General features: G+C 57.7%; 15 protein-coding genes. 6 read left to right on the top strand and 9 right to left on the bottom strand.

Annotated elements, in window-relative coordinates; translation table 11 throughout:
• The first annotated feature begins 135 nt into the window (after positions 1–135).
• Complete coding sequence (locus FEM03_RS17225) at positions 136–1170, top strand: sialidase family protein (protein ID WP_138087535.1); 1035 nt, start codon at positions 136–138, stop codon at positions 1168–1170.
• A 194-nt stretch (positions 1171–1364) separates the two neighbouring features.
• Here FEM03_RS17225 and FEM03_RS17220 read toward each other — a convergent pair whose 3' ends face one another.
• Positions 1365–2660, bottom strand: a complete 1296-nt coding sequence (locus FEM03_RS17220) for a PIN domain-containing protein (protein ID WP_138087534.1) — start codon at positions 2658–2660, stop codon at positions 1365–1367.
• Between the two features lie 317 nt (positions 2661–2977).
• Here FEM03_RS17220 and FEM03_RS17215 point away from each other — a divergent pair, with 317 nt between their 5' ends.
• Complete coding sequence (locus tag FEM03_RS17215; protein ID WP_138087533.1) at positions 2978–4126, top strand: Gfo/Idh/MocA family protein; 1149 nt, start codon at positions 2978–2980, stop codon at positions 4124–4126.
• Positions 4127–4138: 12 nt separating this feature from the next.
• Here FEM03_RS17215 and FEM03_RS17210 read toward each other — a convergent pair whose 3' ends face one another.
• Positions 4139–5257 (bottom strand): M20 family metallopeptidase, encoded by a 1119-nt coding sequence (locus FEM03_RS17210; RefSeq protein WP_138087532.1) that lies wholly within the window; start codon positions 5255–5257, stop codon positions 4139–4141.
• 146 nt (positions 5258–5403) lie between these two features.
• On the opposite strand from FEM03_RS17210, the gene FEM03_RS17205 reads away from it, so the two are divergent.
• From FEM03_RS17205 to FEM03_RS17195, 3 genes are all read left to right on the top strand, one after another.
• Positions 5404–6300 (top strand): transglutaminase-like domain-containing protein, encoded by an 897-nt coding sequence (locus tag FEM03_RS17205; protein WP_138087531.1) that lies wholly within the window; start codon positions 5404–5406, stop codon positions 6298–6300.
• A 40-nt stretch (positions 6301–6340) separates the two neighbouring features.
• Positions 6341–7246, top strand: coding sequence for a transglutaminase family protein (locus FEM03_RS17200; protein WP_138087530.1), 906 nt, complete (start codon positions 6341–6343; stop codon positions 7244–7246).
• 78 nt (positions 7247–7324) lie between these two features.
• Positions 7325–8467: a sensor histidine kinase gene (locus tag FEM03_RS17195; RefSeq protein WP_138087529.1), complete on the top strand. Its 1143-nt coding sequence runs from the start codon at positions 7325–7327 to the stop codon at positions 8465–8467.
• A gap of 14 nt (positions 8468–8481) precedes the next feature.
• Here the strand turns inward: FEM03_RS17195 and FEM03_RS17190 are convergent, their stop codons facing one another.
• The 5 genes from FEM03_RS17190 to FEM03_RS17170 all read right to left on the bottom strand — a co-directional run bounded on the left by FEM03_RS17190 (position 8482) and on the right by FEM03_RS17170 (position 15271).
• Entirely contained in the window at positions 8482–9645 is a 1164-nt protein-coding gene (locus tag FEM03_RS17190; protein WP_166442938.1) for a sensor histidine kinase, read from the bottom strand.
• A 146-nt stretch (positions 9646–9791) separates the two neighbouring features.
• The gene (locus FEM03_RS17185) at positions 9792–11993 is read right to left on the bottom strand and encodes an ATP-binding protein (RefSeq protein WP_138087527.1); all 2202 of its coding nucleotides are present in this window, start codon (positions 11991–11993) and stop codon (positions 9792–9794) included.
• A 97-nt stretch (positions 11994–12090) separates the two neighbouring features.
• Positions 12091–13587, bottom strand: coding sequence for an ATP-binding protein (locus FEM03_RS17180; protein WP_138087526.1), 1497 nt, complete (start codon positions 13585–13587; stop codon positions 12091–12093).
• 40 nt (positions 13588–13627) lie between these two features.
• Positions 13628–14446 (bottom strand): alpha/beta fold hydrolase, encoded by an 819-nt coding sequence (locus FEM03_RS17175; protein WP_138087525.1) that lies wholly within the window; start codon positions 14444–14446, stop codon positions 13628–13630.
• Between the two features lie 69 nt (positions 14447–14515).
• Positions 14516–15271 (bottom strand): hypothetical protein, encoded by a 756-nt coding sequence (locus FEM03_RS17170; RefSeq protein ID WP_138087524.1) that lies wholly within the window; start codon positions 15269–15271, stop codon positions 14516–14518.
• A 179-nt stretch (positions 15272–15450) separates the two neighbouring features.
• On the opposite strand from FEM03_RS17170, the gene FEM03_RS17165 reads away from it, so the two are divergent.
• A complete protein-coding gene (locus FEM03_RS17165; protein ID WP_166442937.1) occupies positions 15451–18543 on the top strand; it encodes a PVC-type heme-binding CxxCH protein in 3093 nt (1030 codons plus the stop codon).
• 156 nt (positions 18544–18699) lie between these two features.
• Here the strand turns inward: FEM03_RS17165 and FEM03_RS17160 are convergent, their stop codons facing one another.
• Positions 18700–20910, bottom strand: coding sequence for a transglutaminase family protein (locus tag FEM03_RS17160; RefSeq protein WP_138087522.1), 2211 nt, complete (start codon positions 20908–20910; stop codon positions 18700–18702).
• A gap of 74 nt (positions 20911–20984) precedes the next feature.
• Positions 20985–21179 (bottom strand): hypothetical protein (locus FEM03_RS24805; protein WP_206171051.1); only part of this gene is annotated, 195 nt, incomplete at its 5' end.

Raw genomic sequence — 21179 nt, 5'->3', positions numbered from 1 at the left:
AGGGGCTGCTCTTTTTTTGGGGTTTGCTATGAAGGATCACAAAGAAATCAGAGAGGGGAGCGGGATGGATGGATTGAGGAAGCGGCTGAAGCATCAGGAGATAGCTGGGTTGTTGTGGCGGCGTTTATTGGGGTGATGCGTTTTGGTTTAACTCTTTTCGTGGTGGTTGGGTTGGCGGGCGGTTTGCTTGCGGTGGAGGATGAGCCGTTTCTTGAGGTGCTGCCCGAGCCGGTGATGCGCGGGATGATCCATCTTCCGGGACTTTTGGTGACCGAGGCTGACACGGTGCTGCTCATTGCCCAAAGCCGCATCAAGAAGGGCGATTGGGACCCGGCGGACGTGGTCATTTCCCGCAGCCTGGATCAGGGCAGGACGTGGACGGAGCCTTTCAAACTATTTGCCTCCGATGGCAGCAGCAATCTCGGTTACAGTTGCATGCTGGTGGAGGATCGCCGCACAACGCCCCACACGGTGTTTGCTTATTACACCACGGGTCCGGTGCCGTGGGAATCTCATCAATTGATCTGGTATGGTCGACGCAGCGTTGATGAAGGAGATACCTGGAGCGAACCGTTCCTGGTGAAGAATGATGGTGACGCCGAGTCGAAACCCAGCAATGGAGGACATGGATTTCAGTTCGCGAATGGCCGGATGGTGATCCCGGGAAGAAAGAGTTTTCTCACCAGTGATGATGGGGGGATTTCGTGGAGAACGCATCGTGCGGTGGATTCAGTGGAGACCAAGGTGGCGCCACTTTCGTCGACCGAAGGGACCGGTGCGGATTCCATTTACAGCATTGGGCGAAAGACCTTGGAGTATCAGATTTTCGGATCATATGGCGACAAGCATTTGGAAACGGGAAAGCATGGCAATCCGTTCACGACGATGGGGCGCAATCCGGGATTGGTGAGTTATCCTTCATCGGATACCAAAAGTTCATCGTTGTTGCTCATGTCGGGAATCATCGAGAAGGAAGGCAAAGCGTTTTGCATCACTTCCAGCAGCGACCAGGGAAGGACTTGGTCGGCAAGAAGGATGATTGATGACCAAGGTTGGTATTCCGATCTCGGTGTTACCAAAGACGGAACCATCATTGCTGCCTACACCGTTGGCTTTTCTGCGGATCTGAAAATCGCCCGGTTCAATTTGCCTTGGGTGACCTCTAGATAACAGATTGAGCTTTCTACGAAGGAGTTAGACTTGGAGTGCGGCTGCTTGCTGCCGTTGGGTCTGATGCAGCTTGCTGCGAGGACTGGGGGATGGGGGGGCGCGACAGCAGCGGGCTGCTGGCTTCACAGCGGCAGCAGGCTGCCGCAGTCCACAGGGGGTTGCAGCCAGAACTTGGCGAATTTATTGGAGCAGGGCTACGCCCTTGTGGAAAACAACGTCGCGATGACATTCGCTGCTGCCGTCGCTTCAAGGAGATAATCCGACGCAAATGACGGGGCGTATTCAGCGAGAAATTCCTGGTCTGGGCGGAGAACCACCGTGTCGATTTGATCATTCATCACCTCAAGCAGTTTGGAACTCTGGACCTCACCGGCTTTGATGACCACATTCCAATAGACACTGAAGCCGAGTGCTTTGACGACCACGTCGGACCATTGGGCGGATTGACGCGGGTCGTTGCCCAGTTCCACAAAAGCCTGGGTCGCCAACAGCGGGGTGCGCCAGGTGAGATTGAGCAGTTTGCCATCGTGATCGGCCCCTTCCAACGTGGAAGTGAGTGGAATGAAATCGGGCTTGCCCACGGCTTCCCAATCTTTGAGCGCCCACACCCGCAGTGCTGGATTGCCCGTGCCATGCAGCATGGGATACAGTTCATCGATAACGGAGTCCTGATTCGCGCTGCGGACCCGAAAGGCTTCTGCGGGCTTGAGCTGCGAAAGTCGGTCGCCTGTTAGATCAGTGATCTTTTCCAAGGCTGATGCTGGCAGCAGACCGGGTTCGTCTTCGGTGCCAACGAAGGTGGATTGGGTCAGGGCCAGCGCTTCCCTGATATCGGCGTCGGTCATGTCGTGGCGCAGCAGTTCGAGATGATCCAACAACTCGCTCATGGTCGCAAAAATCAGCACCGGCTTTTCGGATGGCAGGTTTTGTTTCAGTGCCGTTCTGAGTCGGATATCGCTGCATACGACGGCGATCCCGGTGTCATTGGCGGTGGATACGTCGTGTGCAATGGTTTCCAAAATCAGGCGATCTCTGAACCCTTTTTCCCACTTCGATTTGTCGCCTGAAAAGGTTTCAAATGGAGGTTGGCGCCAGGTGCTGTCATAAATGAGGCGCCCCCAATCGATGGCGCGGATGGAGGGCTCGATGATGGTGATGTCATGCTGGCGAAGAAAGCTGTCGAAGCGTTTCTTCAATTGCTGCAATAGGGTGGCATCGTCGGGCACGTCATCAAACGGGCATGTCGTGGCGAGGTTCACCTGCTTCTTCGAATGGCGCAGCTGGGCGGCCTCTGCGGCCAGCAGTGAGCTCTTTTGGTAAATGATCTCATCGGCGACGATGCGTGGAATGCGCACGTCAATGTTGGCCGTGGTGCGTATTTTCGCCAGCGCACTCAGAAACGTTTTGGAGAGAAATACGGTCAGTTGATCATTCCACGCGACGCTGGAGTCCACGTAAATTCGGTAACGCAAGTTGGGCGCTGATTTCATAGTTGGGGTATGATTTGCGGCGGCGAATTATTAGAGGAACTAATGAATGTGTCAATGGGGGGCTTTGGGGATTCCGCGAATCGCTGCGGAATTCAGCCGCATATGCCGAGGCCAATTGTTTTTTGGTGTCGTGATCCGCATTGGCGTCCTGGTAGGACGCCAATGCTTTTCAATCAAATCCTGGCACCCTGTGCCGGGCTGATATGAGTCGTCTCGATGGGACGGAGATCATCGCCAAGGTCGCAGACTTCGAGGTGGCCCCATCTATTGTGGCATTTGCCATTGCTATTGCAGCGTGGGGGACGACGTAGGTCGTTGTGAATCCAAATCCTTCTTCAAGTGCCGGTCCATTGCGTATCGGTGCCATTGGTGCCGGGGGTTTTGGTTTGTTTGCCCTCCAGCAATTTCTGCAAACGCCCCATGTCGAACTCGCGGCGATCGCGGGCACGCATCGGGAAGCGGCGCTCGCCATGTCGTTGCGTTTTGGCGTGGCGGATCTGGTGGAGACGGAAACCTTGCTGGCCGATCCGACGGTGGACTTGATCTACATTGCCACACCGCCGTTTCTACACTATCCGCAGGCGCTCGCCGCTTTGCAGGCGGGGAAACACGTCATCTGTGAAAAGCCATTGGCGATGAATGTCGCGCAGGCGGATGAACTCATCGCTTTGGCGCGTTCGAAGAATTTGCTTTGTGTGGCGAACTTGATGCAGCGCTACAATCCTTTGTTTGATGCCGTGTCAGGCGTGGTGCAGACAGGTGTGCTCGGCGAATGCCTGCATGGATGGTTTGAAAATTACGCGAGCGATGAGGGACTTGCGGCTGACCATTGGTTTTGGGATCGCGAAAAAAGTGGTGGCATCTTCGTCGAGCATGGCGTGCATTTTTTTGATTTGTTCGAAGGCTGGCTGGGCGTGGGTGAGGTCGTCGCCGCCCAGCGCACTCTTCGCCCCGGTTCCGAAATCGGTGTTGAAGAACAGGTGCAATGCACGGTGCGTCATGCCAGCGGACCACTGGTGAATTTTTATCATGGTTTTACGCAACCCTCCCGGCTTGATCGGCAGGAGTTTCGGCTGCTGTTTGAGCACGGCGATCTGACGCTCGAAGAATGGGTGCCCACCCGCGCGCGGGTTCGCGGGGCGGTGAATGAAGCGCAAACACGTCAACTGATGGAGCTTTTCCCGGGGGCGCGGCTTGATGTGTTGAAGACTTTCGGCGGCCGGGATCGCGTCGCCAGGGGGCGGCACAAGGACCTGGATATTTCCCAGCAAATCGACCTGCGTCATGATGGCGGTGGTGAAGGTGACAAGATGCGGCTCTACTGTCAGCTGCTGCGTTCCCTGTTTGCCGATCAGCTCGCATGGCTAAAGGATCGCAATCATCCGCGCAAGATCACCGAGCAAAACGGCCGGGACTCTGTTGCCATGGCGGAGGCGGCGACCAACCTCTCCCTTTGCTCGCTTTGATGCGGTGAAGCTTCACGCCACCACCAATTTCTCGATGAGGAATCGCTCGCAGATCCGATGGTAAAGTTCCATGGAGGCGAGGTCCATCCACTCATCCTCTCGATGCAGATTGCCGACCACAGGGCTGGAGAGCACCACCGGGATGCCGTATTGCGCGATGAACAGCGCATCACTGCCGCCGGAGGCCCGCACCAGTTTGGCGGGTGCTCCAGTGAGTTGTTCGGTGATTTGCAGATAAAGTGGATCAGGTGACAAGCGCGTGGTCGCGGCGGTGTTGACGGGTTCGATGATCACCTCTGGTCCGGCGATTTCCCTGACGACATCGAGCATGCTTTCTATCGTGTTGGGATAGGGGAATCGGATATCGACAATCGCTTCGGCCTCACCGGGGATGCAGTTCACGGTGCGATTGGGCGTGCTGCAAATGGTCGGCACGCAGGTTGGATACCAGTGGTCTGGCGATGTGGCATCTTGCAAGGAATCGAAATGTTGTGTCAATCGAGCGATGCATAACGCAAGGGTTTTGAGCGCATTGGGCCCGAGCCACGGGGCCGCCGCATGGCCTTCGTGACCAATCACACGAAGGCGAATTTGCAGGATGCCTTTCTCTTCCACGGTGATCCGGTTGATTGAGCCGCCATCGGGAACCATCGCCAGTCCACAACGGATTCCCAGCTTTTCAAACAGATATCCCACGCCGTCTTCGCCACCGCGTTCCTCATCGGAGGTCAACGCAATGCCTAGTGAAATGCCGGGAAAGCGACGGTGAAGATCACAAAAGAGTTCGATCATGATGGCGCATTGTCCCTTCATGTCGCCCGATCCGGGACCCCACAGGCGTCCGTCACGAATCGTTGAGCGATAAACAGTTACATCGGGGTGTTCAATGACATCAAGGTGTCCCACCAGCAAAATGCCGGGCACTTCCAGACCCGCGGGACCCGCCACCAGCGAGGCAAAACCATTGCTGTCGTATTCGCGGATCGACACCCCGGGAACGGCCTGCAAAAAGTTGCGGCAAACATCAAAACACCGCGCCCGCTCTTCGGGCCGGCTTTCGGTGCTGGGGATATGCATCAGTTCGCGAGTAAGCGCGATGAGTCGATCAAGGATGGAGATGGAGTCCGGCATGAAAAGAAAAGAAAAGGTAATGGAGTTCGCTATTGACCTGATTTCAGGGTAAGGGTGGTGATTGTGTCATTGATGGCACGACATCCGCGCTGAAGCAGAAAGCGCGTGTTCTCTGAGGATGGTCTTCCGAGTCCGTTCTTAGCCCCATGAATTCAGACTACCTTGATCTCACTGTTCGCGTCGGGTGCAACCTTGTTTACGAAACTTCTCTCTTCACCCCCATTTCGTATCTGCTGCGCCCGCGTCGTGATCGTGGCTGCCTTGTGCTTCAGGAAAGCTGTGACTACGGTCCCTATCTAAATCCCTACGAATTTCATGATTCGCATGGCAACGTCACCTGCCGGTCGATGCTGGTGCCAGGTCGCAACGTCATCAACATGGACGCGCTGGTCGCCGTTTCATCATTGCCTGACAAACACGAACAGGTGCTGAATTCCCTGCCAGTCAATGAGCTGCCACAGGAGCTGCTTCGTTACACGTTGCCAAGCCGGTATTGCGATTCCGACACCCTCTCCAACTTTGCGTGGCAGCAGTTCGGTCACATCAACAACGGCATGCAGCGGGTTCACGCCATCTGCGACTGGGTCCATGACAACATTGAGTATCGCTACGGTTCAGGAAGTCCGGATCTCACCGCCTTCGATGTGTTGCAGCGCGGTTATGGAGTATGTCGTGACTTCGCCCACCTTGTGGTGGCCCTGTGCCGGGCATTCAATTTGCCAACGCGATATGTGACAGGACACCTTCCAGACATCGGTTATTTCGACAACGGCACCCCGATGGATTTCCATGCATATGGCGAGGTCTATCTCGGTGAATGGTTCACCATTGATGCGCGATTTAACGTGCCGCGAATTGGGCGGATCAAACTGGGCCATGGCATGGACGCAGTGGACGGTGCCTTTTCCACCATTTATGGTCCGGCGACCTTGAGTCATTTCATGGTTTGGGCCTATCAGGTGCCTCCGAACACCGTGTCGGTGGGCGATCCGGTTGATCTCTCCAAACGCATTGATGGGACGGTGGAACTGCGCATTTCCTGAAACACCCGCTTACTAAATAAGAATAAGAAACACCACCTATTTGAAAATCCACATCCACCATCGGACGAGCTATCGATACTCGACCCACGTCTCCTTCAGCACGCATCAACTGATGATGCGACCTCGCGAAAGTCACGCCATTGATCTCGAATCCTGTTCCATCGAAATCTCCGTGCCGCATCGAACCCGATGGATTCGTGATCCGTATGAAAACAACATCGCGCTGGTGGATTTTAATTCAACCGCGTTGGAGCTGGTGATTGAGGCTGAGTTTTTCATTAATGTCCGGGAGGATAACCCGTTCAATTTTGTCATTGCCCATGAGGCGATGGAATATCCTTTCACTTACGAGCATGATTTAGGAGCGGAACTCCGGCCACTTAGTCGCAGCATCTATGTGCGCGACATCGACGAAATCCGCGACTGGCTTTACGATTTATGGCATCCCGGCAAAAGACTCGGCACGCTGGACTTGTTGCAGCAACTTAACCTTCACATTTATAAATCCATCGGCTATCAGCGCCGCATGGAGAAAGGCGTGCAGTCCCCGGCGGAAACCTTGGAGAAGGGCACCGGATCCTGTCGAGACTCCGCCACTTTATTTATTGAAACCTGCCGCCATCTGGGGCTCGCGGCCCGCTTTGTGAGCGGCTACATGTATTCTCCTGACATCAGCGGTCGCATGTCCATGCATGGTTGGGCTGAACTGTATCTGCCGGGAGCCGGTTGGGTCGGCTTTGATCCAAGCTGGGGCATCCTCACTACCTCGAACTACATTCCCGTGGCGGTTTCGAGGCATTCTGAGCACGTGCCGCCTATTGCAGGAAGTTATCTGGGCACGGCCAAGGCATTTATTGAGTCTGAAGTGGATTTGTATGTTCGAGAGGTTGGGATTTCTGATGATTCTGCGGTTCCTGCGATGATGGCGACGCAATCCATGAAATGAAAGCATTTCCCATTAAGCTAATACATACGAACATGCAGATAGTTCAGCAATCTCAGGAATCGCCATTACTGTGGACTAATGCTCCATGTTTTTCTCACCAACCAACGGGCGGAGCTAATTGAGCGCTGCCGGGCCAAGGTGGCAAAGCGTGCTTCGCCTGAAGCCACGGCGGACGAGATGGATCACGGGGTGCCTTTTTTCCTCGATCAGTTGATCAAGACCCTGAAGGTTGAACAGACCGACAAGCCGATGGAGAGCCGCAAGGTTTCCGGTGCTTCGGGCGGTGGCAAACCCGCTCTTTCCGAATTGAGTGAGGTCGCAGCGCAGCATGGTCGGGAATTGCTGAGACGGGGATTTACCGTGGAACAGGTGGTGCATGACTACGGCGATCTCTGCCAGTCGATCACCGATCTTGCGTTTGAGGTCGATGAGCCGGTCGAAGTGGATGAGTTTCGCACGCTCAACCGCTGTTTGGACAATGCCATTGCGATGGCGGTCACGGAGTTCAACTATCAGAGAGACTTCGTGATGGCCGACAAACACATTCAGACGCTCAACGTGCAGATCGGATTTTTCACCCATGAACTGCGCAACCTCCTCAATACAGCGACCCTCGCCCTTTTCGCGATCAAGGATGGCAACCTCAGTCTCAGTGGTGCCACGGGTTCAGTGCTAAACCGTTCTCTTGTAGGCATGGGATCACTGATTGATCGTTCCCTCACGGATGTGCGCCTGATTGCCGGTCTTCCGGTGCGCAACGCCCTGTTTGCCCTTTCTGACTTCATTGGTGAAATCAAACTGTCCGCCGCGCTCGAGGCGAAGGTAAAGGAATGTGTGCTCACGGTTTCCGCAGTCGATCTGCGGCTTGCGTTGGATGCCGACCGCGATCTGCTGCTCTCGGCGGTGGGCAATCTTTTGCAGAACGCCTTCAAATTTACCCACCGTGGAACCGAAGTGATCTTGAATGCCTATTCGGTCGGGGACCGGATATTGATCGATGTTGAGGATCACGGCGATGGACTGCCTCCCGGCGAGGCGGAAACGATGTTTGAACCCTTCACCCAAGGCGGAAAAGACAAAAGCGGCATGGGGCTTGGTCTTTCGATTGCCCGTCGGGGTGTCGAGGCCAATGATGGAATCCTCAGCGTCCGCAACAAACCCGACGAGCAGGGCTGCGTGTTTACCATTGATCTTCCAAGGCATGCGATGCCTTTAAATTAAACTGACGGCCAGCATCAACTAATTGGATCACTGATACTGGGTTGACTGGGCAAAACCACACGGAACTGGCTGCCTTCGTCCATGGCGGATTCCAGATGAATCGAACCGCCCAGCAGATCCACCACGGCGGTCATGATGGCGAGTCCAAGACCGGAACCGCGAAGGGGCGATTCGTTTTCCACCCGGTAGAACTCGGAGAAGATGTGCTCACGGTCTTCTTTGGCAATGCCGATGCCGGTGTCCTTCACCACAATCGCCCATTGTTGTCCATCCAACTCGTCAAAAGAGAGGTCGACTGATCCGGTGGAAGTGTAGGTGATGGCGTTGGACACCATGATTTGGGTGATTTGCCGCACCTTGGCTTCATCGCCGACCAGATGGCTCAGATCGCCCTTTATGGAGGTGGAGAAGCGCAGACCTTTGGCTTCGGCCACGGGTCGGAAGATCGCGTCCATTTCTTCCAGCAGTTTCGGTGCATCAACAAACGACATTCGCAGGCTGCGGTTGGGTCCCAAAATGTGGGAAAGACCCAAAAGATCGTCCAGCACCTCCTGCATTTGCAGGCAGCTTTGATCGAGCTGGAGTTTGACGGTGTCAGTGGATTCGGAGCCGCTGTCATCCAGCAGCATCGACGAAAGTCCGAGGGCGTTGAGCGTGTTGCGAAGCTCATGGGAGATGGAGCGCACCAGGCGCAGACGTGCCACATCGGACCGCCGCTGTGCCAATTCTCTTTCCTCCATGAATTTCGCCACCGACACGACCTGCATCTCATCGAAGAACACGTCAGTCGCCTTGCAGGCCGCGGCATAACTGGTGAGCGAATCGGATTCGACCTTGGCGAAGGTGACCATTTCGCGCAGCAGCACGGCGCGCAGTTGGTGGATTTCCCAGATCAGTTCCTTGATGCTGTAACCCTGGCCCCAACGTTCTGTGCCATGTTTTTTGGCATTCTGATTGGCGTCGTTGCGGCCTGAGCGCAGGAACTCGATGAACGAATGAAGCAGATCGGGGACATGGTCCTTCAGCAGCGTTTTGGGAAGTTCATCCGCCTTGGGCAGGCTGGGATCGTGCCTGACGTCCTCCATCCACCGTTCCAAAACGGCGTTGATTTTGGGCTGCAAATAGTCTGCGAAACGGGAACAGGGTAAAGATTCGTCATTCGCTCGTTGATCTTGCACGGTGGGATTCGGAGGGGGGTGCAAATCTGGATGTCATTGATTGCATGGAGGGTGATCAGGGCCTGTGAGAGTCTGCAAAGGAAAAAGGAACGGCACGGAGGCGTGAGTTGCGGACCAACCAGCAGCAGCGTGGGAGTATCTGGAAGTTATGACAAAGGTGCCGGGGCGGTGACGCTGCTGATGACTTCTTTGAGCTTTTGCAGGTTGAGGGGTTTGGTGAGGTGGGCGTTGAAGCCGGCGGTTTTGCAGGCTTCGATGTCTTCTTCCATGCCGTAGCCGGTGAGGGCGATGGCGGGGAGGGAGCTGGTTTGGCGAATGGTGCGGATGATGTTGAGGCCGCTGCCGTCGGGCAGGCCGAGGTCGCAAAGGAGTAGATCGAAGGGGTGCTGGCTGAAGGTGGCGAGGGCGGTGGCGACGGTGTCGGCGTTGACAACGCGGTGACCGGAGCGGGTGAGCAGATGGGTGAGAACACGGGCGGTATCGACATGGTCTTCCACCAGCAGGATTTCAAGGGCGACCTGGTCTTGGGTCTGGGGTTTCGAAGGTGGGGGTTGGCTGGTCGCGATGGATGGTTGGGGTTCGGTGATGAGGGGCAGGATGACGGTGAAGGTGGAGCCCTGGTCGGGGCCTTCGCTGGTGGCCTGGATGTCGCCGTTCTGGGCTTCGACGAGGGCTTTGGAGATGGACATGCCGAGGCCGAGGCCGCCGTAACGGCGGATGGATTGTTCGGTGCCCTGCTCAAAGGGACGGAACAGGCGGGTGAGCATTTCGGGGGTCATGCCGATGCCGTTGTCGCGGAGGATGGTGTGGATGTGGGTGTCGGTTTGCCGGGTGGTGATTTCGATGGTGCCGTTTTCGGGGGTGAATTTGGTGGCGTTTTTGAGGATGTTGAGAAACACCTGCTGCATGCGGCCGGTATCGACCATGGCGTGATGAGAGGTGGCGTTGAGATGAAGGGTGAGGCGGAGGTTTTTGCTGTGGATCTCGCTGTCGAGTATCTGGCTGATGGAATGAATGAGCTGGTGGAGGTCGACGGGTTCGAGGTTGAGCGGGAGTTTGCCTTTGACGATGCGGGTGAGGTCGAGGAGGTCGTCGATGAGGCGGGCTTCGAGTTCGATGTTGCGCCGCATCATTTGCACGGTGGGGAGCAGGGTTCCGGGGAGGGCCGGGTCGGTTTCCCAACCTGCGAGGGTGGCGACGACGGGGGTAAGGGGGGTGCGCAGTTCATGGGAGAGGGCGGCAAGGAAGTTGTCCTTGGTGTCGTTGGCGGTTTCGGCGGCTTCTTTGGCGGAGCGGAGAGAGGTTTCCAACTGGCGATGCTGGGTAAAGTCGCGGAAGACGAGCACGACGCCGTGGAGATTGCCGTGCTGATCTCGAATGGGGGCGCCGCTGTCGTCAACGGGCAGCTCGGTGCCGTCGCGGCGGATCAACAGGGTGGGGTCGGTGGGCCCGATGATCTGGCGGGAGTGGAGGACCTGGTGGACGGGGTTCTCGACGGCGGTTCTGCTTTCTTCGCTGATGATGTGGTAGACCTCGCGGCAGTCGCGTCCCATGGCCTCGGCGGAGGTCCAGCCGGTGAGGGTTTCGGCGACCTTGTTCATGAGGGTGATTTTGGCGTGCTGGTCGGTCATGATGACGCCGTCGCCGATGCTGGTGAGCGCGACGGCGAGGATTTCTTTTTGCTGGAGATAGCGGGAGGCGGCGTGGTGGCTGGTTTCGATTTCGCGGCGGATGCGTCGATAGGCCCAGGCGAGGAAGCCAAGCGTGATGAGGGAGGAGAAGCCGAACAAAGTGGTGCGGATGTGGGCGAGGCGTTCGGTGAGGTGGAGAAGCCGGTCGAGTTCCGCGTCGGCGTTGCTGTTCATCAGCTGGGCCCAGAAGAGCATGTCGCTGGTGGAGTTTTCACTTTTGTCGGTATTGATGATGGCCATGGCAGCATCAAGGTTGCCGGCTTCTCGCAATTGGATGATTTTGGCAAACCCGGCCATTTTTTCACGGGCGAGGGTGGTGAGTTGATCGACATGAACGGGGCGGAAGTCTTTCAGGCTGGCGAGATCGGCATCGAGTTCTTTCCTGGCGAGTTCGTAGGGTTCCAGGTAGTGCCGTTTGCCGGTGAGGAGGTAGCCGCGTTGGGCGCTTTCTGCGGCCTGGATGGTCTGGATGACGGTGTGCAGGGTGCTGAGGGATTCCTCTTTGCGGTTGATTTGCTGGTGGACGCTGATGACACGCAGGCCGGTCAGATACATCATGGCGAGGCAGACGAGGGTAACAGTTCCCACGATGGCGAACGATGGCAGCAGGCCTTTCGGTGAGAGAAGGTGGAATTCTTCGTCAGGCGGCTTTTCCATGGGAATAGAAGCGGTGCGGTGCCCAGGACGTTACGGAGGGGTTGGGTCGATGCAAATCGAGACTGGTGTCGGCGTGCCACTTGGAAGGTGGGGAGTTTTAGATTGCCTTGTATCTCTCGAGGGTGGTTTTTAGTTGGTCGAAGCGGACGGGTTTGACGAGGTGGGTGTGGAAGCCGGCATCAAGGCTGTTGGCGAGGTCTTCCTCCATGCCGTAACCGCTCAATGCGATGCCGCCGAGGCCGTAGCAGGCTTTGAGTTCGCGCATGAGTTCCAGTCCACTGCGGTCAGGCAGGCCGAGGTCGCTGATGACGAGGTCGAACGATTGATTGCGGGCGAGCTGAACGGCTTCTTTGGCGGTGGCGGCAACGCTGACCTGATGGCCGGATCGGGTGAGGAGGCGGCTCAAGACATCGCGGGTGGAGTCGTGGTCTTCGACGAGCAGGATGCGGAGATTGGAGGAGGGGCTGCTGCCACTGTTGACGGTGGGCGGGGATGCGGGGGTTGCAGGACTTGGAATGGACGGGAGTTCAAGGATGAAGGTGGATCCGGTCATGGGACCTTCGCTTTCGGCGCGGAGGGTGCCTTCATGCATGAGGGTGATGCCTGCGGAGACGGCGAGGCCGAGCCCAAGGCCGCCAAAGCGGTGGGGTTCTTCGCGATTGCCTTGTTCGAAGGCGTCGAAGATGCGGGTGATCTCGTTGGCGGGGATGCCGATGCCGTTGTCGGCCACGCGGATGACGATCTTTTTTGAATTGGCGGAGTTGGTGTTGGTGGTCGAGACGGTCACCTGTCCGCCCTCAGGCGTGAATTTGACGGCGTTCTTGAAGAGGTTCCAGAACACTTGCTGCAGCCGGGCCGGGTCGCCGTGGACGTAAGGTTGTGCGGCTTGCAGGGACAGGGTGAGTTCAATGTGTTTTGCCTGGGCGTCTTCGCTGACGAGTTCGACGGTGTATCCTAGCAGTTCGTGCAGATTGATGTCGGAGAGCAGGAGTCGGAGTTTGCCATTGGCGATGCGGGTGACGTCGAGAAGGTCGTCGATCATGCGCGCTTCGAGTTCGGCATTGCGGCGCATGATGCTCATCTGCGCCCGCGTGGATTCGGACAGGCCGGGGTCGGATTCCAGCGCGGTCGACATCAGCAGGATGGGGGTGAGCGGGGTGCGCAACTCGTGGCTCAGGGCGGCGATGAACTGGTCTTTGGCGCGGTTGGCCCGTTCGGCTTCCTTCTTGGCTTCGAGCAGCTCTTCTTCGAAACGATCGCGTTCGAGGATGCGGATGAAGACGGCTTCGTGAAAGGTGGTGTCGCCGGAATTTTGGAGGGTGACGTTGGCGAGGAAGGGGACGTCTCTGCCGATGCTGTTTCTCAGGGAGAGGTAGAGTTCGTCGAGTCGGCCACGTAGTTTGAGGGTGGGGAAGATGTGGGTCTGGTAGAAGATTTGCGAGGCGGGAGCGAGGAGGTCCCTGAGTTCTGAGAGGGAGGAATGGTCCGTGTCATAACCGAGCGTTTGCAGCAGGGTATGATTGATGAAGGAAATTTTGCCGTCTTCCTGGATTCTAAGAAATCCGCAGGGAAGGGTGTGATAGAAAGGATCCATTTGCGGTGGTGGGGCAGCAGCAAAGGGGGGTGGGCTGGTTTCAACGAGAGGTGGTATTCAAGTAGTCTTCAATGTGTTGAATCGTTTCCTGAGGATGACTTAGATGGGGGCAATGTCCGGTGGCCTGGAGAATTTTCAGGGTGCTTCCCGGCAGCTCGCGATGCAGGTATTGGCCGACTTCAAGCGGGGCGATGCTGTCGTCGCTGCATTGCAGGATGAGGATGGGAAGGTTGAGCGCGACATGGGCGAGGTCGGCGCGGTTGTCGGAGAAGAAGGTGGTCTCGGCGAACTGTCGGGCGATTTTCGGATGGATGGCGCAGAAGCTTTGTTCCAGCTCCTGGGTGAGCTCGGGCTGGTCAGGATTTTTCATGACCACGGGGGCGAGGAAGCTGGCCCAGCCCATGCGGTTTTTGTCCATCATGTGCAGAAGGCCTTGCAGGTCTTCGCGGTTGAATCCGCCGTGATAATGCGGCGGGTGGTTGATGTAGCAGGGGGAGGGTCCGATGAGGATGAGGGTCTTGAAAAGATGGGGATGTTGTTTGGCCGCGAGCATGCCGATGATGCAGCTGACGGAATGACCGACGAAGATGAGGTCCTGGAGCTGCAGTTCCTGGCAGATGTCGATGAGGTCCTGGGCGTAACCTTCGAGTCGGCGGTAACGCTGGTCGTTGTAGGCGGAGGTGTCGGATTTTCCTGAGCCGACGTAGTCGAAGAGGACGGTGCGGTATTCATTTTCAAAAGCGGGGGCGACGAAGCGCCACATGTTTTGATCGCAGCCAAATCCGTGGGCGAACAGGATCGTTTCGGGACCGTGACCGGAAACGTTCACGTGGTTCCGCGTTGCGATGGTTGGGGACATGAATTGCTAGCGCATCGTGGCAGTGAGTGGTTTCACCGCAAGCGCAATCCGCCCTAAGATGAGAAAAACTTATGCTTGGCGGCTTCGGCGACGACGGAGAGTCAGCGCCATGAGGCCCATGGTGCCGAGGAGGGAAATGCCCGGCTCGGGGATGGCTTCGGCGGTAAAACGAATCTCGCTGAAGCCGATGAAGTTGCTGTTTTCGGCGGGGCCGAAGTTGGAGAAGCTGCTGAAGCGGATGAATTGAATTCCGGTGTTGGTGCCGGTAAAGGTCAGTGACTGGGCCTGGCCGCTGCTGTTGATGAGGGCTGGGTTGATGGTCTGGCCATTGGTCCAGTCGGTGCCATTGGTGGAAAATTCGACGAAGACGGAGTCGATGCCACGATTCAGCCGGTTGCCGGTTCCTTCGCGGTAGTTCCACAGCCAGAGGCCGCCGATGTCGTAGGTGTCACCCAGGTTGAAGGTGAGACTGACGCCGGCGGGAGTGAATGAGGTGCCCTGGCCGTTTTGGTTCTCGAGATTGGCGTTGTTGAAAAAACGGGCGGTGTTGGTTCCGAAGGTTTCGGTGTGGGTGGGGCCGCTGGTGACGAGGGCGGGGACGAGCTGACCGGTGGCAACCAGGGCGGCGTTGGAAAGTCCGGAGCCGTCGATGGCGCGGTCAAAGGTGGAATCGACGGAGTATCCGGTGACGACGGCGGCGGTGACGGCGGTGGGTCTGACGAAGATGGTGACGGCTTGGCTGAGAGACGTGGTGAGGATGAGGAACGAGACGGCCAGGAGAGAGTTGATGACCCATTTTTGAGGAGCTGGTGTGATGGCGGTCATGAGGCGGTCGGGACGAAGAACTTGGGAGTCTGGAGAGGGGGTTATATTAGGATCTTGAGGGGAGTTTGGCCAGCGGATTTGTTCGCGTGGATTTCGAGGGGACGATTTGGAGAGCGGTGAAAGGTTTTGGGGTTTGGAGATGTAGAATGGGGACGATGTTTCGTGTTTCTTCTTTTTGCATGCTGGGTTTGGTGGTGGTGACGATGGGTGTTGGCAGGGGGCTGGCTGGTGATGTCAAGCCGGTGTTTGAGAGTGCGGCGATGACGAGTCTTTCGAAGCCGAGGATGTCGGAGATTGAGGTGGAGTTGAAGGGGGCGAGGGAGCTTTATCTGATGGTGTCGGACGAAGGGGGGATTAGTTGTGACTGGGCCAACTGGCTTGAGCCGCAGCTGGTGATGGCAGATGGATCGGTGAAGGATTTGATGGAGAGCGAGTGGGTATCCTCGGAGTCGACCTATGGCGAGGCACGCAAGAATCTGGCGACGGGGGGATCGCCGTTGTTGGTGGAGGGGAAGAAGTTTGAGAAGGGGATTGGGACGCATGCGGCTTCGCGGATTGTGTATGCCTTGCCGGAGGGGGTGGTGAAGTTTCGGGCGAAGATTGCGTTGGATGACGGGGCCATGGTGAGGGATGGGAAGCCGAGCAATGCGGAGGTGAAGTTTGCGATTTATACTCAGAAGCCGTTGCCTGAGGCGGTGCTGGTGCCGGTGGATATGTTTAAGGTGCCGGAGGGGCTGGAGGTGACGTTGTGGGCGGCTTCGCCGTTGTTGAACAATCCGACCAACATGGATTTTGATGCGCTCGGTCGGTTGGTGGTGACGGAGGGGGTGAACTATCGGGGCAAGGGAGGAAGGCAGAAGGAGGGGGACCGGGTGGTGATGCTTGAGGACACGGATGGTTCGGGGTCGGCAGACAAAAGCACGGTGCTGATGCAGGAGCCGGGGTTGGCGGCCCCGTTGGGCGTGGCGGTTTTTGAGAACAAGTTGGTGGTGTCGCAGCCACCGGATCTTTTGGTTTATACGGATGTGAACGGGGACGGGAAGTTCGATGCCAATGGCGGAGAGAGGGAGGTATTGTTGACGGGGTTCAATGGGCGTCAGCATGATCACAGTTTGCATAGTGTGACGGCGGGTCCGGATGGGTTGTGGTATTGGAATCAGGGCAACATGGGGGCGAAGTTTACCGACAAGTCGGGCAAGACGTTTCGCATGGGGAGTCCGTATATGTTGCAGGAACTGGCGGGTCAGAAGAGTGATGATGGCAATGTTTGGATCGGCGGATTTATGGCGAAGATGCGGCCTGACGGGTCGAACGTGAAGATCATCGGGCACAATTTTCGGAACAGTTATGAGCAGACGGTGACGTCGTTTGGTGACGTGTTTCAAAGTGACAATGATGATCCGCCGGCGTGCCGGGTGTCGGTGGTGATGGAGGGGGGCAACGCGGGGTTTGCTTCGGCGGACGGATTGCGCAGTTGGGGGGCGGACAAGCGGCCGGGACAGGACACGCCGACGGCGGAGTGGCGTCAGGAAGATCCGGGGACGATGCCGGCGGGGGACATTTATGGGGGCGGATCGCCGACGGGGGTGGCGTATTATGAGAATGGAGCTTTGGGGGACAACTGGAAGGGTTTATTGTTGGCGTGCGAGGCCGGCAAGAATGTGGTGTTTGGGTATTTTCCGAAGCCTGATGGAGCCGGGTTCAAGCTGGAGCGGTTTGATTTTATGACGTCGAATGCGGAGAAGGAATTTGCGGGATCGGATTTTCAAGGAGGGAAGCCGAACAAGGAGTTGAAAACGAGGTTTCGGCCGAGCGATGTGTGTGTGGGTCCCGACGGGGCGATCTATGTGGCGGACTGGTTTGATGCGCGGGTGGGAGGGCACGGGACGCTGGATGAGGGTCACACGGGGGCGATCTACCGGATTGCGCCGAAAGGGTTCAAGTCGGTGGTGCCGAAGTTGGATTTGGCAACGACGGAGGGTCAGTTGCTGGCGTTGCGCAGTCCGGCGGTGAATGTGCGGGACGGGGGACTTCGGCGGTTGAGAGAGCAGGGGGCGAAGGCGGTGCCTGCGGTATCGGCGTTGCTTGAGGATGAGGACAAGTATGTGGCGGCGCGGGCGATTTGGTTGCTGGCGCAGATGGGTTCGGACGGGGTGGCGAAAGTGAAAGGGTTGTTGGAGTCGAAGGATGAAGCGGTGAGGCTGGTGGCGTTTCGGGCGTTGCGGACGGCGGATGTGGATGTTTTGGAAATGGCCAGGAAGATGGTGGGGGATGGTTCGGCGGCAGTGCGGCGTGAGGTGGCGTTGAGTTTGCGTGGGGTGAAGGCGGAGGTATGCGTGCCGTTGTTGGTGGAGGTGGCGAAAGGTTTTGATGGCAAGGACCGAGCTTATCTGGAGGCATTGGGATTGGGGAGCACCGGGATTGAGGTCGAGGTTTATGAGGCGGTCGCGAAAGTGATGGGCGGTCCAGCGGAAGAGTGGAGCGAGGCGTTTGCGTGGATCGCGTGGCGGTTGCATCCGGCGTTGGCGACGGCGGTGAGTGATTTTAAGACGCGGGCTTTGTCGGCGAAGTTGAGTGAGGATCAGCGCAAGTTGATGGTGACGGCGCTGGCGTTTGTGAAGAGTCGGGAGGCGGCGAGTGCGATGATGCAACTGGCGCATGAGAAGGATTTTGTGATGAAGGATCTGGCGAAGTGGTGGTTGATGAACCGCAAGTCAAACGACTGGAAGGCGTTTGGGGTGGATGAGGGGATGAAGGCGCTGGGCTTGTATGATCCGGACAAGGTCAAGCTGGTGGCGGTGGAGATGCCGGCAGAGGTGCCTGGCGCAGTAAAGTTACCGGCGGGTGCGGAGATCGCGAAGTTGAAGGGCGACGCGGCGCGGGGGCAGGCGAAGGTGGCGGTGTGTTACACGTGCCATAAGATCGGCGCGGCGGGCGTGGAGTTCGGGCCGGATTTGACGAGTTATGGTAAGCAGCAACCGGCGGAAGTGATTGCGACGGGAATCGCGCACCCGTCGGCGGACATTTCGCATGGATTTGAAGGGAGCGAGGTGCGGACGAAGGACGGGTTGGTGATCACGGGGATGATGTTGTCGGATGGCGATCCGTTGATCATTAAATGCATGGGAGGATTGATCCAGACGGTGCCGCGGTCGAAGGTGGAGTCGGTGAAGAAGATGGAGCGCTCGTTGATGTATGAGCCGGGGATGCTGGGATTGGACGCGCAGAGCGTAGCGGACATCGTGGAGTATCTTCGAAAGGATAAAGGATGAAGGATGAAGGGTAACTGGGGCGTCCTGTTGGGACGCATCATAACAGCCCGGCACACGGTGCCGGGTAGGTGGGGAGGAGTGGGATCGCGTTCTGTCGGAACGCTTCATGCGCGTCATGCGAAGTGAAACTTCGCGGCCTTCCTTAGATTCCTTTGTTTAAAAGGAGTTGTAGATGGCGTCGAGTTTTTGGAGGTCGACGCCGGCGGGGGCGAGTTTTTTGAGGAAGTCGAGGTCCTCGCGGGCACCATTGGAGTCACCAATGCGGGAGCGGAGGAGGGCGCGGTTGAGACGTTCGGCGGTGGAGTTGGGGTCGATGGCGAGGATGAGGTCCAGATAGGGAATGCTTTGTTCGGGAACTTCGCAGAAGCTGACGAGGTTGTAGAGAAGGCGGAGGATCATGTCGCGCGGAGTGGCGGCGGCGAGGTGCTCGGGCGTGGGCTGCTGCCCGGTGCTTGAGCGAATGAAGGTTTCAAGTTCTTCGCGGTCGAGATGGGTGCCATTGTTGAAAACGTCAACGTATTGGGGGCCGTCCACATCTTGATAAAAGATCATGAAGCGACCGGGAAGATTGGCACCGTGAATGTCCTGGAGCTTGAGCTGACGGACGAGCTCGAGATAGACGATGGAGAGGGTGAGGGGGATGCCTTCGCGGTCGTCGATGACTTCGTTGAGATAGCTGTTGGAGAGTTCGTTGATGGCGTCGCCACGGGTGCCGTGGAAGCCGTTTTCGCGGAAAAGATAGTCGCTGAGACGACGGGCGGCGGTCTGGGGATCTTTCTGGAGGGCGGGGTCGTTGCGCAGCTCATCGACCATTTGCTGAACGGTTTGCTGGGGAGCGCGGATGTCGATGTCGGGATTGTCGTGGGAGGCAATGAGGAGGGCGGCGCTAAGGAGTTCTACCTGGTCGTCGGGTTTTTTCAGATGGTCGACGAGCTGTCGGGTGATGTCTTGTCGGTGAAGGTTTTTCTCGAGAACGCGCAGGGCGGCGGCTTGTTGTTCGAGGGTTTTGGTTTGTTGCTGGAGGAGGCGGCGGGCCGCAGCGGGAGTGGTGAGAAGTTTTTCGGAAGGGGCTTTGTCGATTTCCTTCTGGGTAAGGAGTTTTTGAATCTCGCTCTGCAGGTCGGTGAGGATTTCTGGCGAGACGGGATTGGTGGGTGCGAGGGTGGTTCCGAGCTGGAAGTTTTTGTAGGCGGCTTTGGTGTTGCGGAATTTGCAGAGGCCGACCTTGCCGCCGCGCAGGTGGTTGTCGGTGAATTGGATGACAAGCTGGTCGTTGACGTAGCAAAGGAGGTTGTCGGCTTCGACGCGAACGCGCAGGGTGTTCCAGGTGCCGGGGATGTAGGCGGGGCTGGTTTCGTCGGCGAGGATGGTCCAACTGAAGAGGTCGGGTCCGTTGAAGCGGGTGAGGCGGAGTTTGCCGGCGGTAGGGGAGAATCCGGAATGCTGGTCGGTGCCTTCGGGGCAGAAGATGAGGGCGGCGGCTCCAGATTCGCTGTCGAGTTTGACGTCGACGGAAAGTTCGTAGGGGATGGCGGGGGGCGTGGTCTGATGCAGGAGGTTGCTGCGACCACCGAAGCCGTCGCCGGGGCCTTCAACATGGATTTGGCCGGCGTGCTGGGTCCACAAGGCACCGAGGGTGGGCTGCCAGAGGCTGGGGTTGAGTTTGCCGATGGTCAGCCAGCGGGTCATGGGGACGGGATTGGGGCGGTCGATGAGGAGCTTGAGCTGGTTGACGGGATGGGCGAAACCGAGGTTGTCGGTGATGGCGGATTTGAGGGTGATGATGCCCTGAACCTTGCCCTGGCGGTCGAGGACAGGGCCGCCGCTGTTGCCTTCTTCAATAGGGATGGCGAGCTGGAGCATGGGGCTGCTTTCGACTTCGCGAACGGCGGAGAGCACGCCTTCAACCACGCTGTAGGTGAGGCCTTGGGGATTGCCGAGGGCGAGGATGCGTTGGCCTTGCTTGAGGCGGTCGGAGTCGCCGAGGGGGAGCGGGGTCAGGCCGGTTTTGGCGATTTTGATGATGGCGAGGTCGAGACTGGCGTCGGTGGCGTGAATTTCGGTGACGTCGTGGCGGAGGCCGTCAGAGGTTTGGACCTGTAGGCGGCGGGCGTTGCCGATGACGTGGCTGTTGGTGGCGATGAGGCCGTCGGGGCTGATGACAAATCCGGTGCCGAGAGCTTCCTGTTGTCCGCCGCGTCCGAACTGGGTGACGGTGACGATGGACGCGCGGGCGGTCTGGGTGATGTTCTCGATGCTGAGGGTGCGCTTGGAAGGCGGGTCGTTTTCCCTGGCCTTGCCGGGATGGGGCAGGCTGATGGCGATTGCGGTCGCAGTCGCGATGAGAACGAGAACGAACAGGCGCATGAACTAAAGCTGGAGCTGGGGGAGGATTTCGGGGTGTCCGAAGTTTCGCTGATCCTCTTGGCTTTCTGCTGAACTTAGCGGGCCGGGCCGGGGCTGGAAAGGGTTTTTTTCGGGGGTGTCAGGCGGCCTGTTGCCTCAAAAGTTTTGACACCGGGGGCGGGGTGGATGGGCGGAGGAAAAAAGGTCGTTGACTCAAAAAGGATGACACCGGCAACCCATACCCATGCCGATGAGTCAAAAAGTCCGAGAAGAAATGCTGCCGCGCCTAC

This window comes from Phragmitibacter flavus (assembly GCF_005780165.1).
Lineage (GTDB): Bacteria > Verrucomicrobiota > Verrucomicrobiia > Verrucomicrobiales > Verrucomicrobiaceae > Phragmitibacter > Phragmitibacter flavus.
The sequence above is the reverse complement of the archived record's forward strand: the minus strand, read 5'-3'. Positions and strand labels throughout refer to the sequence as shown.